Genomic DNA, 11,876 nt, shown 5'->3' on the forward strand with positions numbered 1-11,876 from the left:
GCGCGAATGAAGACAGTGATTACTTTTGGCACCTTCGATATTTTTCATATCGGGCATCTGAATATTCTGCGCCGGGCCAGTGACATGGGGGATCGTCTGGTGGTGGGGATATCCTCCGATCGGCTTAATTTCAGCAAAAAGCAGCGCCATCCCGTGTATCCTCAGCAGCAGCGGATGACCATTGTGAGCCAGATAAAAGGGGTGGATGAAGTCTTTCTGGAAGAATCACTGGAGATGAAAGCCGAGTATATCCGGCAGTTTTCTGCCCGCGTACTGGTGATGGGGGATGACTGGCTGGGTCGTTTCGATCATCTTCAGACAGTGTGTGACGTCTGTTACCTTCCAAGGACGCCGTCGATATCGACGACGTCAATTATTGAAGTGACCCGCAGCCAGGTGAGGGTGTAAACAGCTTCTCGCGCAGAGTCTCCAGGTAAAAATTCTTCGGTGTGTTTGCAGGGGGGGCCATCAGCTGAGTGATCGCGGTCGCCGCGCGGCACCCCGCCTGGCCATCCTGATACCGATCGCAATAATGTGTACGGAACGCCTCTATTCCGGGGTGGGAAGAGGGGGGATCGGCGCTCAGCAGGGTTTGCAGTTCTGTCAGCGAGCTGGCGGTGTCAATGTACTGGCGTGCTGTCTGTTCTGCACTGCTGGTGTCGCTCAAGGTTTCGTTACCCTGCAGCACGTCCTCTAAACCTGCCCATTCCAGTAGCACGGTAGGTTTTCCCGCATGGATGGCATCGAAAATAAAACCGCTGTTATCGGTCAGCACCCGATCGGCCGCATCGAGCAAAGCAAAAGAGGAGAGACTGTTAACAATATTTTTGCGAAAGTATTTTTCCATCATTTGCAGCGAAGCGGTTTCAGAGGGGTTGATCCGGGTGCCATGATGCAGTTTGACCAGTAATGTACAGCTCTGCTGCAAGATGTTAAGCCGTTCGGCCCAATGAGGGATTGAACTGAGATCGCCAAACGTCGGCGCATAAAGGACGATCGGTTTGGATTGATTCCGCGTCAGTGCATTGACCAACTGGCGATTGTAACCGCGGTTGTGCCAGTCATCGAAGCGTGGGTTACCCACGGTCACCGCGCTGCCCGCAATATTCAGTTTTTCCTGCGAATGGTTGCCGTAGCAAAGGATCAGGTCGTAAAACGCATTCCACCAGGCGTGGCCCCAGCGATCTTTCGCCAGACCATACATCGCCCGGACGTGCCAGCGGGCGGTTCCGTTCAACAGCGGGGTGTAATAGGGGCTGACCATGGTTTCCAGCACTGTCCGCTGTGCCCGCATTTTCGACAACAGCATGACGCCCAGATTGTCATGGCGTAACGTTTTTATCTGTGCCGCCATGTCCAGCACAAACGCCCTCTCGCAGACATCCGCAATCACCAGAGTACAAGAATGCCCCTGTTTTTGCAGGGCGAAGATGATGTTTTTATACACGTCATAATGAAAAGCGGTTTCCATGTAGAAACCGATAGTAGGGCAGTGGGTCATCAGTGTTACTCAGGTTGAGAACCTATCCCATCAGGCGTTTAGCGGGAATAGATGAAGTCCTGGGGCTCGTGATAAAGCAGCGTGCCCAACACTTCCTGCTGACTGTTTAGCAGCAGGCCGTTGCGCTGATTCAGCTGCTTGCAGAGAAGCGCCTGTTGTTCAAGTTGCTCCCACCAGGCGGTGGCCTGTTGGCAAACGACAGCAGGGAGACGTGAAAACAGAGCCACCAGACCGCGTCCGTCAGGTGACAATGTGAAGCCGGTCAGCGTATCAGCCCGGCGACGCGCGCTATTTTGCAACAGCGGATACAGTGACATCAGCTCGTTGTCGATTTCTGTCGTGCGCCCGGCGTTGCAGGCGAACATGGCTTCGCGCTGCTGTTCCAGCAGTTGCTCCAGTCGCTGATAATGTTCCGTGTCCTGTTTCAAATCCTGTAGCAGGGCCTTAACACGTTCTGTCTGGCTGCTCATCGGCGGTAATAGTCCATCATCGAGCGCGAAAGTGAGTCCGCATCAAGATCCAACTCGCCGTTGCGGATAGCGGCTTTCAGGTCCGCCACTCGCTGGGTATCCACGTCCGGCATTTCACGCAGTGTCTGCTGGGCCTGGCTGATAGGGCCTGTGGGTTCAGAAGACGGTACAGCAGACGTTTTTGCACTCTCTGCGCCCACGTTTTTGAGCTGGGGTCGCACGGTCATGCCTGCTACTAAAGAATGTGAGGTAATTTTCATCACGGGTTTACCCTCTGAGTTCTGTTTTAAACATCGTCTACCTGTATAGAGCGACTCAGGCAGGAAAAAACTTAAATCAGGGCCAAAATATTTCCGCTCAAGTTCGCCTGATCGCATTGTTCTGACATGGACCCATGGCTTTACTGCCCGGGAGCCAGCAGCATATGAACGAGGCCCTGCCCCTCGACAATGGCGCTGACGGTACGTTCACTGGTGAGATTTTTGACTTTAATCACATCACCTTTACGTCCTTTTTTTAACGCCTTGCCGATCATTTTAGCCTGCACACCATCCTGTTCCGCCAGCATTACTACCTGCTGGCCCCGTTCTACCAGTAGGGGTTGATCCAGCATAGAAGGGGAAATGGGCTGCCTATCGCGAATGCGCTTTTTCACCGTGAATCCGACGGCATCATCCGGGTTCACGATGATGCCGTCGCGGAGTCCGGTGATGTTTTTCTTTTTTATCTCGACATCGCTGGCTGCCAGCAATTTTCCGCGTTCAAGCGAATGCCTGGCGACTAAAACGGGCAGATAGATATCAGGCTTGACCGTCACATTGATTTCCCAGCCATCGGGACCTTCACAACGAATATCGTAACGTAACCGGGTGAGATCGGGGCGATCGCTCACCGGCATCGCCACACTCAGTGGGCGTGGACAGCGGCTTAAACGGCTGGCTTCGGTGGGGATGAAAACGTTGATTTTGCTCTGATAGCCTTCCCATTTTTTTAGCCCGGCGACGCGTTTGATATCGGCGTCAGCGCTGGCAACCGCCTGCTGATAAATCTGTTTACGCGCAGTGTGGCCTTCAGGCGAGGCTGCGGAAAAAAAAGTCAGGCCCCACAGCGTCAGAAAGAGGAAGGGCGCTTTCCTTTTTGTCATTACGTTTTTCATAAAAACCTGTTAAATCAATTAATTAAAAGTTGGCACGTATATTGCTATATGCGTGTGATTCATTGATCAACTGAGGTTTTAACGTGGGAATAAGTTTTGACAAATCATTAGGCATTCATCCTGCCGCACTACAGCTTCGACTTTCCCGAGCTGAACTGTTGTCGGCGAACCTGGCCAATGTTGATACCCCCAACTTTCAGGCTAAAGATATTGATTTTGCCGCTGAGATGCAACGTTTTCAGAGCAAAAGCTTACTGAATGGGTCACTTTCAGTGAAATATCGCGTGCCTTATCAGCCATCTACGGATGGCAACACCGTTGCCCTGGATGTAGAGCAGGCAGAATTCGCGAAAAACCAGCTGGATTACCAAACCAGCCTGCAATTTTTGAATTCGAAACTAACCGGGCTTAAGCAGGCCATTGAGGGGAAATAACCATGTCATTTAACGACATTTATCGCGTTTCAGGATCGGCGATGACGGCGCAAACGGTGCGCCTTAATACCATCGCCAGTAACCTGGCAAACGCTGAATCACCGGCGGCCAGCGCTGACGCGACCTATAAGGCGCGCCGTCCGGTATTTGCCGCGATCTATCAGCGTAACCAGCTGATGGATAACGCTGCGCTGGCGGGAGCGCGTGTACAGGTACTGGACGTGGTGGAAACGGGGTCAGCCATTCGTCGTTATGAACCCCACAATCCAGTGGCTAATGCTCAGGGGCATGTGTTTTACCCGGATATCAACACCGTAGAAGAGATGGCGGACATGATGTCGGCATCACGCAATTTCGAAACCAACGTTGAAGTGTTAAACAGCGTGAAAAGCATGCAGCAAAGCCTGCTGAGACTGGGAGAAGCCTGATGAGCGTAAGTCATGTAGCGAGAGATTACGGCAGCGATGACATGAATATATCGGGTGCACCGACGCCTAACGGTGGGACTGATCTGAACAATATGTTTATGAAGCTGCTGGTGGCGCAGATCCAGAATCAGGATCCCCTCAATCCCACCGACGGTACGGAATATGTTGGTCAACTGGCGCAGATGACCCAGGTGCAGTCGATGCAGGATATGACCGGCATGATGCAGAACGCTGCCACGCTGGTAGACAACATTCAGATGCTGGCCATCGGTAACCTGGTCGGGCAACAGATCATGGTGCGTGCTGACACGATTGAAGTGGACGGGCAGCCGATAGATGGGCGTCTGACACTGGCACACCCGTCCAGCAATGTCACGGTGCATATCAAAGATGCCGCCGGCAATGAAACCACGCTGGATCTGGGCAAACAGGAAAAAGGCCTGGTGGACTTCACCCTTGATCCTGAAGTGCTGGGGCTTAAGAAAGGAAAATACACCCTGTCAGTGGTGACGGAAGAAGGGGAAAACACGGTGCCGATTGAAATCTCTGGCTGTGTTAACAGCGTACGAATTGGGCCGGATGGCTCGCCACTGCTCAAGATCCCCGGTCTGGGTGAAATCGCGTTTTTCAATATCAGTCAGTTTGGCGGGAAATCCCCGGCTGAAGAAGCATAAGGATTTTATATGAGTTTTAACATCGCAACCTCCGGGTTAAATGCCATTACCCAGCAGATGAATGCCATCAGTAATAACATCGCCAATAGCGGAACGACCGGCTACAAATCGATGCGTGCTGAATTTGCCGCACTGTACGCCGGGAGTGCACCGCTGGGTGTGGGCGTTAGCAGTATGTCACAGAGTATTTCTACGGGGGGCGGGATCTCAGGTACCGGGCGTAACCTCGACCTGGCGATCAACGGTAATGGTTTCTTTGTGGTACGTGATACTAACGGCACCAACAGTTATACCCGCGCGGGCTACTTTGGCACGGATAATAATGGTTACCTGGTCAACAATCTTGGCAGCAAATTACAGGGATATCCCGTCAACGCTGAAGGGCAATTACAGGTCGGAACCATTGGCGATCTGAAAATTAATGCGGGTGGCCTGCCGGCAAAAAGCACCTCGACGCTCGATTTTATTGCTAACCTGGATGCGCGCGCTGAGGCGAAACCCGCGACGCCCGCTTTCGATCCTGACAATAACGATACCTTTAACAACAGCTATACCACACAGGTGTATGACTCGCTGGGGCGTGAACACACGCTGACGCAGTACTTTGTTAAAACTGATGATAACAAGTGGACTGCACACTATGTGGTCGATGGCGACAAGGCTAACGCCACTTCCTCTCCGCTGGAGTTTGACACCAGTGGTTTGCTGACCGCACCCACGGGGCCGGTCAATATTACTGCGACGATCCCCGGCGCGGAGGCGCTGAATATTAACCTCAGCTACAGCGGCAGCAGCCAGTACGGTTCTGATTTCTCGGTAAACAAAAATAGCCCTGATGGCTATCAGTCCGGTGAAAAGACCGGCCAGCAAATTGATGACGACGGCATGGTGTATGCCACCTTCAGCAACGGCCAGCGCCTGTTACAGGGGCAGATGGTACTGGCTAACTTTACTAACCCGGATGGTCTGCAAGCGACCGACGGTACCTCATGGCAGCAAACCAACAGTTCCGGTGCGCCGTTGCTGGGTGCGCCGAAGTCGGGGATGTACGGCACGATTAAATCTGCGGCACTGGAGTCATCAAACGTTGATCTGACGTCGGAGCTGGTGGGGTTGATGTCGGCACAGCGTAACTATCAGGCGAATACGAAAGTCATCTCGACCAACGATCAGATGATGAACGCACTGTTCCAAGCCTTGTAATTATGGATCGTCTCATTTTTACCGCCGTGAGCGGCGCAAATCGCAGTCTGAACCAGCAGATGATCCATGCCAATAATCTTGCGAATGCCAATACCGAGGGCTTTCGTGCCGATCTGGAGCGGGCGAACAGCCAGCCAGTGGCGGGCTATGGCTATAACAGCCGCTATCAGGTTAACAGCCAGAATGGCGGCATCAATATGGCTAATGCGGCACTGCAGGAAACCGGGCGTGAACTGGATATTGGTATCAAAGGGGATGGACTGATCGCCCTGCGTGACGGGCAGCGAGAAATTTATACCCGTAATGGTCATATCGAGATGGACGAGAGCGGCAATCTGACGGTCAACGGTAAGCCCGTACTGGGCGAAACGGGGCCCATTCAGCTGGCACCCTTTTCCGAGGTCGCTATCGGTGATGACGGCACGATTACCGTTATTCCTGAAAACGGCGATCTGGAGGCCGCGATGGATGTTGACCGGATCAAACTGGTCGATGTGTCGGCTAATCGTCTGCGCAAGAACAATGATGGTTTTCTGGTCAGTACTCGCCGGACGGAGCCGCGCAATGAGAGCGTTCAGATCGCCAGTGAGCATCTGGAAACCAGTAACGTCTCAGCCATTAATGAAATGGTGGCGACTGTTTCCCTCAGTCGTCAGTTTGAAGCCCAGATAAAAATGATGAAAGCGGCTGACACTCTGGCACAGGCGGGTAACCGCCTGATCCGTGGCAGCTAACCGATGAAGGAACAGCAAAAATGAATCCCGCATTATGGATCAGTAAAACCGGGCTGGCGGCACAGGATGCCAAAATGGCCGCAATTTCCAATAACCTGGCCAACGTGAATACCACCGGATTTAAGCGTGACCGCGTGGTCTTTGAGGATCTGTTCTATCAAAACCAGCGTGCGCCAGGTGTGGCGCTGGATCAGAACAATACGACGCCTGGCGGCATCCAGTTCGGTAGCGGGGTAAAAATCCTCGGCACGGAAAAATCGTTTACCACGGGATCGGTACAGGTGACCTCGAAAGAGCTGGATGTCGCGATCACCGGGCAGGGCTTTTTCCAAATCGAAACGGCCAGCGGTGATATTGCCTACACCCGCGCCGGGAACCTGAGGATTAACGCCGACGGCGTGTTAACTAACGCACAGGGATTGCCGCTGGTGCCGGGGATTGAATTGCCGCAGGGCACCAAAAGTATTGGCATTGCGAAAGATGGCACGGTTACCGCCCAGGTGGGAGGGGAAAGTGAACCCGCCGAACTCGGGCAAATAACCCTGGTGAACTTTATCAACCCGGCCGGTCTGGAGGCCACGGGGGGCAATCTCTATCGCGAAACCACGGCCAGTGGTGAAGCTTTTGAAGGGGTGCCGGGAGAAGAGGCCTTCGGTGAGCTGGAACAGGGAGCACTTGAAGGTTCTAACGTGCAGGTGGTGGAAGAGATGGTCGATATGATCACCGTGCAGCGCGCCTATGAGATGAACGCAAAAATGGTCTCGGCCGCGGATGACATGCTGAAGTTCCTTAATCAGCAGGTGTAAATGCCAATTACTCAGGGCGGAAAGATGTCTTCCGCCTGTTATTACCCAAACGTCATCTGTGTTGACTGGTGAGAAAATGAAAAAAACGTTTCTGTTGCTGGCCGCCCTGTTGCTGTTGAGCGGCTGCGAAAGTTTGCCGTATGCGGTACATAAAGACGATGCCGAGTTCGCGCCGCCGTCCGATGTCAGCACGCCGAATGCCGCCATTCGTGGGGGTGGGTTGTATCAAACTAATTATAACTGGTCCCTGACACAGGATCGTCGCGCCTATCGTGTTGGCGATATTCTGACGGTATTGCTGGATGAGTCCACCCAGTCCAGCAAGCAGGCAAAGACCAATTTCGGCAAAAAGAACGAGGTTGAATTGGGTGTGCCTTCTGTAGCCGGAAAAACGCTGGATAAGTTGAGCGGTTCCGTATCCGGCAGTCGTGATTTCAACGGCAACGCGACGTCTGCGCAACAAAACATGCTGCGCGGATCGATTACTGTGGCGGTCCATCAGGTACTTTCCAACGGGGTACTGGTCATTCGCGGTGAGAAGTGGCTGACCCTGAACCAGGGAGACGAATATATGCGCGTCTCGGGCCTGGCACGTTCAGAAGATATTGGCCGCGATAATACGATCTCATCACAACGTATTGCTAACGCACGCATCTCGTATGCGGGCCGCGGTGCGTTAAGTGATGCTAACTCCGCAGGGTGGCTGACGCGTTTCTTCAACCATCCGTTATTCCCGATTTAAGGTTTTTATGATGTTACGTTACGTTATCCCGCTCTTCATTACCGGGATCTTCAGCGCCATACACCCACTGCATGCGCAGCCGTTAAACCAGTTGGTTGATGTTCAGGGTATTCGTGGTAATCAGCTGGTGGGCTACAGCCTGGTCGTGGGCCTTGATGGTTCCGGCGATCGCAATCAGGTCAAATTCACTAATCAGTCGGTCACTAATATGCTGCGCCAGTTTGGTGTGCAAATGCCGGCGAAAATCGACCCTAAAGTGAAAAACGTCGCCGCTGTGGCACTGAGTGCCACACTGCCACCGATGTACGCACGCGGACAAACCATTAATGTCACCGTGTCGTCAATGGGGGATGCGAAAAGCCTGCGCGGCGGTACGCTGCTGCTGACGCAGTTGCGCGGCGCCGATGGTGAAGTCTATGCCCTGGCACAGGGTAATGTGGTCGTGGGGGGAGTGAAAGCCAGCGGTGACAGTGGCTCCAGTATTACGATCAACACGCCGACTGTCGGCACGGTTCCCAACGGTGCCACTGTTGAGCGTGAAATCCCCAGCGATTTTGTCGACAACAATGAGGTGTATCTCAACCTCAAACGACCGAGTTTTAAAACCGCCAACAATATTGCTATCGCATTGAATCAGCGCTTTGGTAGCGGGACCGCGCAGGCGAAAAGCGCCACCAACGTTTCGGTGAATGCGCCGAAAGAGGCGGGGGCGCGAGTGGCATTTATGTCGATGCTGGAAGATGTCCAGATCGAAGCCGGTAAGCAACCTGCTCGCGTGGTATTCAATGCCCGAACCGGAACGGTTGTCATGGGGGAAGGGATTGTGGTCCGGGCCGCTGCGGTGTCACATGGCTCACTTACCGTAACGATCAGTGAAACGAAAAATGTCAGTCAGCCCGGACCGCTCAGTAACGGGCAGACGGCAGTCACGCCGCAAAGTGATATTGGTGTCGATCGCGGCAAGGGACAGATGGTCGTTGTTCCGGCCGGCACCAGCCTGCGCAGTATTGTTAATACCATTAATAGTCTGGGCGCTTCTCCCGATGACACTATCGCCATTTTGCAGGCACTGCATGAAGCCGGGGCACTGGATGCTGAACTGGTGGTGATCTGATGATCAATGCAATTGGTGCGCCACTATCGGCGGGCGCAGGAGACTTTAGCGGTCGGTTAAATCCCACAACACTCGATGACGCTGCGGAACAGTTTGAAGCCATGTTTTTACGACAGATGCTGCAAGAAATGCGCAAAAGTGTCGATACGCTCGCGGGAGATAACGGGCTGTTCAGTAGCCGGGAAGCGCGAACCCTGCGGGATTTTTATGACGATGCGCTGGCTCAGCAGCTTGCCAGCCAGCGTTCAACGGGGATTGCAGCACTGCTTATTCAGCAACTTTCATCAGAAACGACCACGAGGTAAAGGATGAACTCTCTTTTCAACATCGGCTACAGCGGAATCCGTGCGGCACAAACGCAGCTTAATGTCACGGCTCTGAACACGGCGAACCTTGCCACACCAGGTTATACGCGTCAGCGCGTTGAACAGATGGCGATAGGCCCGATGGGGCAGGTTCGTTTTGACAGCGGTAGCGGTGTGGCCGTCACCAGCATCCGCCGTATGGCCGATCAGTTTCTTATTGGTCAGGTTTGGCGGACCAACAGTGAGGGGAACTTTTATGCTACCGCTCAAAACTATCTTGGACAGCTGGAAACGCTCGTTGGCTCAGAAACCTCGGGACTGGGAGAGGGGCTGGATAATCTGTTCGGCGCATTGAGTGGAGCTACGGAAAGGCCGGAAAATCAGGCCATGCGCCAGAACGTCCTGTCGAATGCAAAGATGCTGGCCACCCGTTTTAATAAGCTCCAGGAGTTTTTTAATAAACAGCATAGCGATATTCGCACCCAGCAGCAGAACAGTATCGGTAGCATTAATGTATTGAGTACCAATATTGCTGATTACAACAAAAAAATCATCGAATCTGAGGCGCAGGGCGGCGATACCAGTGTTTTACGCGACCAGCGGGATGAGCTGGTGAAGCAGCTTAGTGGCTTTATTGATGTCCGTATCAATGAAACCCCGGAGGGCAGCTACACGGTAGCGCTGAATAGCGGGCAGCCGTTAGTCAGCGGCAGCACAGCGGGCAAGCTGGTATTCGATGAGAGCGGCGGCAACCGTCGCCTTTCACTGTCCTTTTCGACGACCTCGTTTTCGGTCGATATGGACTGTGGCGGTGCGCTTGGCGGACTGTATCAGTATGAAACTGAGACGCTGAACGGCATGGAAGAATCGGTACAGGGTATGGCGAAATCGCTGGCCAACGCCTTTAACAGCCAGCTTGCTGCGGGCTTTGACAGTCAGGGAAACCCGGGGAAACCGCTGTTCAGCTTCGATCTGACTAATCCGAATGGCATGCTTGGCATTACCGATTTGACCTGGGATGAACTGGCATTTTCCAGTATTCCGGATGCCAGTGGGAATAACGACAATCTGCAAGCGTTAATCAAAATTGCCAACCTGACGATGGATATCCCGGGCATGGGAAACACCTCATTGTCGAATGCCAGCGCTACGATGGTCGGTACCGTTGCAGCGCACAGCCGGGATAATCAGGCGGCACTGGAAGCGGCTTCTACGCTACTCACGCAGGCTGAGAACGATCGCAGTAACTACAGCAGCGTGTCTGAAGACGAAGAGGCCATTAATCTCATTGTCTATACCAAGGCCTATCAGTCCAATATGAAAGTTATCTCTACAGGCGATCAGATCTTTAACGATCTGCTGGCCCTGTTCTGATTTTGACAGGAGTGACGATGCGTATTAGCAGTCAGAGTTTTACCAACAATCTATTACTCAATTTTAACCGCAACAATGCACAACTGGGTACCGTGCAGAATAAAATTAGCCTGCAAACCCGGCTTCTCAAGCCCTCTGACGATCCTATTGCCAGCGTGCAGCTGGCACAGATACGTCGTGAGCAGTCAGCTATCGGCCAGTATGAGACCAATATCCAGCGCCTTTCAGGAAACTTAGCGACTCAGGAAAGCAGCATCAAAGGCTGTGAACAGCAGCTGTTAGCGCTGAAAGATAAGCTGGAAGAGGCGATGGGCGGCACGTTGTCTGCCGAAGAAATCAGTGGTTACGGTAAAGAGATGGCGTCAATGCTTGAGTCAATTGTGACGCTGACCAACGCCCGCGATCAGGATGGCCACTACCTCTTTTCTGGCACGAAAACAGACCAGCAGCCGTTGGTCTTTGACAAGGAAAGCCAGAGCTGGTCTTACAGGGGCAACAACGATACAGCCAGCACGCAAGTATCCAGTGGGATGGACGTCCAGATGACAACGGCACTGATTCCGGCGTTTGGCGAAAATCTTGAAATGCTGAATACAGTGTATGCAGTGACCCAAAAAATGCAGGATGGCAGCCAGAATCCGCCGGACTACTTTGCGGAGATGCAGGAGGCCTTTAATGCTATTGATAGCGCGCATGTGAAGGTTGGCGCGTTATATACCGAACTGGGCGCTCGTCAGAACAACCTGACCCTGCTAAACGATATTCACGGCGATAATGGCGTGGTGAATGACACGGTGATCAACAGCCTGACAACGTTGAATATGGCTGAGGCGAGTATTGATCTGGCCCGTCTTTACAATGCAACAGTGGGTGCGCAGAAAAGCTATACCCGAATCCAGCAGCTTTCGCTGTTCTCACTGATTTAAGATAATCAC

At 53.0% G+C, this 11,876-nt stretch carries 16 protein-coding genes; 12 read left to right on the top strand and 4 right to left on the bottom strand.

The genetic code is table 11. The features are described from left to right. Positions 1-6 precede the first annotated feature (6 nt). Positions 7-408, top strand: a complete 402-nt coding sequence (locus WH279_RS09815; protein WP_339456166.1) for a pantoate--beta-alanine ligase — start codon at positions 7-9, stop codon at positions 406-408. Here the strand turns inward: WH279_RS09815 and WH279_RS09820 are convergent. From WH279_RS09820 to flgA, 4 genes are all read right to left on the bottom strand, one after another. Continuing rightward, the gene (locus WH279_RS09820; RefSeq protein ID WP_339456168.1) at positions 374-1,501 is read right to left on the bottom strand and encodes a CDP-glycerol glycerophosphotransferase family protein; all 1,128 of its coding nucleotides are present in this window, start codon (positions 1,499-1,501) and stop codon (positions 374-376) included. The two genes, WH279_RS09815 and WH279_RS09820, sit on opposite strands and share 35 nt — an antisense overlap. Before the next feature lie 38 nt (positions 1,502-1,539). Further along, complete coding sequence (locus WH279_RS09825) at positions 1,540-1,971, bottom strand: flagellar protein FlgN (protein ID WP_339456170.1); 432 nt, start codon at positions 1,969-1,971, stop codon at positions 1,540-1,542. After that, positions 1,968-2,231: a flagellar biosynthesis anti-sigma factor FlgM gene (flgM, locus tag WH279_RS09830; protein ID WP_339456172.1), complete on the bottom strand. Its 264-nt coding sequence runs from the start codon at positions 2,229-2,231 to the stop codon at positions 1,968-1,970. Before flgM ends, WH279_RS09825 begins: the two co-directional genes overlap by 4 nt. A 140-nt stretch (positions 2,232-2,371) precedes the next feature. After that, positions 2,372-3,115 (bottom strand): flagellar basal body P-ring formation chaperone FlgA, encoded by a 744-nt coding sequence (gene flgA, locus WH279_RS09835; protein ID WP_339456174.1) that lies wholly within the window; start codon positions 3,113-3,115, stop codon positions 2,372-2,374. A 95-nt stretch (positions 3,116-3,210) separates the two neighbouring features. Between flgA and flgB the strand changes: the two genes are divergently transcribed. From flgB to flgL, 11 genes are all read left to right on the top strand, one after another. Further along, positions 3,211-3,561 carry a flagellar basal body rod protein FlgB gene (gene flgB, locus WH279_RS09840; RefSeq protein WP_339456176.1) on the top strand — a complete coding sequence of 117 codons (351 nt, stop codon included), beginning with the start codon at positions 3,211-3,213 and terminating at the stop codon, positions 3,559-3,561. A gap of 2 nt (positions 3,562-3,563) precedes the next feature. Next, positions 3,564-3,989, top strand: a complete 426-nt coding sequence (gene flgC, locus WH279_RS09845; protein WP_339456178.1) for a flagellar basal body rod protein FlgC — start codon at positions 3,564-3,566, stop codon at positions 3,987-3,989. Continuing rightward, positions 3,989-4,663, top strand: a complete 675-nt coding sequence (gene flgD, locus WH279_RS09850; RefSeq protein WP_200641463.1) for a flagellar hook assembly protein FlgD — start codon at positions 3,989-3,991, stop codon at positions 4,661-4,663. The genes flgC and flgD overlap by 1 nt, the downstream gene beginning before the upstream one ends. Positions 4,664-4,672: 9 nt before the next feature. Continuing rightward, entirely contained in the window at positions 4,673-5,866 is a 1,194-nt protein-coding gene (flgE, locus tag WH279_RS09855) for a flagellar hook protein FlgE (protein WP_339456181.1), read from the top strand. Positions 5,867-5,868: 2 nt separating this feature from the next. Next, positions 5,869-6,600 (top strand): flagellar basal body rod protein FlgF, encoded by a 732-nt coding sequence (locus tag WH279_RS09860; protein WP_339456183.1) that lies wholly within the window; start codon positions 5,869-5,871, stop codon positions 6,598-6,600. Positions 6,601-6,620: 20 nt separating this feature from the next. Continuing rightward, the gene (gene flgG, locus WH279_RS09865) at positions 6,621-7,406 is read left to right on the top strand and encodes a flagellar basal-body rod protein FlgG (RefSeq protein ID WP_200641466.1); all 786 of its coding nucleotides are present in this window, start codon (positions 6,621-6,623) and stop codon (positions 7,404-7,406) included. A 76-nt stretch (positions 7,407-7,482) separates the two neighbouring features. Continuing rightward, positions 7,483-8,148: a flagellar basal body L-ring protein FlgH gene (gene flgH / locus WH279_RS09870; RefSeq protein ID WP_339456186.1), complete on the top strand. Its 666-nt coding sequence runs from the start codon at positions 7,483-7,485 to the stop codon at positions 8,146-8,148. Between the two features lie 10 nt (positions 8,149-8,158). Next, positions 8,159-9,262, top strand: coding sequence for a flagellar basal body P-ring protein FlgI (locus WH279_RS09875; protein WP_445235242.1), 1,104 nt, complete (start codon positions 8,159-8,161; stop codon positions 9,260-9,262). Then, positions 9,262-9,567, top strand: a complete 306-nt coding sequence (locus WH279_RS09880) for a rod-binding protein (RefSeq protein ID WP_339456189.1) — start codon at positions 9,262-9,264, stop codon at positions 9,565-9,567. The genes WH279_RS09875 and WH279_RS09880 overlap by 1 nt, the downstream gene beginning before the upstream one ends. Positions 9,568-9,570: 3 nt before the next feature. Continuing rightward, positions 9,571-10,941, top strand: coding sequence for a flagellar hook-associated protein FlgK (gene flgK, locus WH279_RS09885; RefSeq protein WP_339456191.1), 1,371 nt, complete (start codon positions 9,571-9,573; stop codon positions 10,939-10,941). Between the two features lie 17 nt (positions 10,942-10,958). Beyond that, entirely contained in the window at positions 10,959-11,867 is a 909-nt protein-coding gene (gene flgL / locus WH279_RS09890) for a flagellar hook-associated protein FlgL (protein ID WP_339456193.1), read from the top strand. Positions 11,868-11,876: the final 9 nt, after the last annotated feature.

The organism is Erwinia sp. MYb375 (assembly GCF_037479175.1).
Taxonomy (GTDB): domain Bacteria; phylum Pseudomonadota; class Gammaproteobacteria; order Enterobacterales; family Enterobacteriaceae; genus Erwinia; species Erwinia rhapontici.

What these genes read in the sequence shown, in the direction of transcription:
- WH279_RS09815 (WP_339456166.1), top strand. Translation starts at nt 7, where the DNA reads ATGAAGACAGTGATTACTTTTGGCACCTTCGATATTTTTCATATCGGG.
- WH279_RS09820 (WP_339456168.1), bottom strand. Translation starts at nt 1,501, where the DNA reads ATGACCCACTGCCCTACTATCGGTTTCTACATGGAAACCGCTTTTCAT.
- WH279_RS09825 (WP_339456170.1), bottom strand. Translation starts at nt 1,971, where the DNA reads ATGAGCAGCCAGACAGAACGTGTTAAGGCCCTGCTACAGGATTTGAAA.
- flgM (WP_339456172.1), bottom strand. Translation starts at nt 2,231, where the DNA reads ATGAAAATTACCTCACATTCTTTAGTAGCAGGCATGACCGTGCGACCC.
- flgA (WP_339456174.1), bottom strand. Translation starts at nt 3,115, where the DNA reads ATGACAAAAAGGAAAGCGCCCTTCCTCTTTCTGACGCTGTGGGGCCTG.
- flgC (WP_339456178.1), top strand. Translation starts at nt 3,564, where the DNA reads ATGTCATTTAACGACATTTATCGCGTTTCAGGATCGGCGATGACGGCG.
- flgD (WP_200641463.1), top strand. Translation starts at nt 3,989, where the DNA reads ATGAGCGTAAGTCATGTAGCGAGAGATTACGGCAGCGATGACATGAAT.
- flgE (WP_339456181.1), top strand. Translation starts at nt 4,673, where the DNA reads ATGAGTTTTAACATCGCAACCTCCGGGTTAAATGCCATTACCCAGCAG.
- WH279_RS09860 (WP_339456183.1), top strand. Translation starts at nt 5,869, where the DNA reads ATGGATCGTCTCATTTTTACCGCCGTGAGCGGCGCAAATCGCAGTCTG.
- flgG (WP_200641466.1), top strand. Translation starts at nt 6,621, where the DNA reads ATGAATCCCGCATTATGGATCAGTAAAACCGGGCTGGCGGCACAGGAT.
- flgH (WP_339456186.1), top strand. Translation starts at nt 7,483, where the DNA reads ATGAAAAAAACGTTTCTGTTGCTGGCCGCCCTGTTGCTGTTGAGCGGC.
- WH279_RS09875 (WP_445235242.1), top strand. Translation starts at nt 8,159, where the DNA reads ATGTTACGTTACGTTATCCCGCTCTTCATTACCGGGATCTTCAGCGCC.
- WH279_RS09880 (WP_339456189.1), top strand. Translation starts at nt 9,262, where the DNA reads ATGATCAATGCAATTGGTGCGCCACTATCGGCGGGCGCAGGAGACTTT.
- flgK (WP_339456191.1), top strand. Translation starts at nt 9,571, where the DNA reads ATGAACTCTCTTTTCAACATCGGCTACAGCGGAATCCGTGCGGCACAA.
- flgL (WP_339456193.1), top strand. Translation starts at nt 10,959, where the DNA reads ATGCGTATTAGCAGTCAGAGTTTTACCAACAATCTATTACTCAATTTT.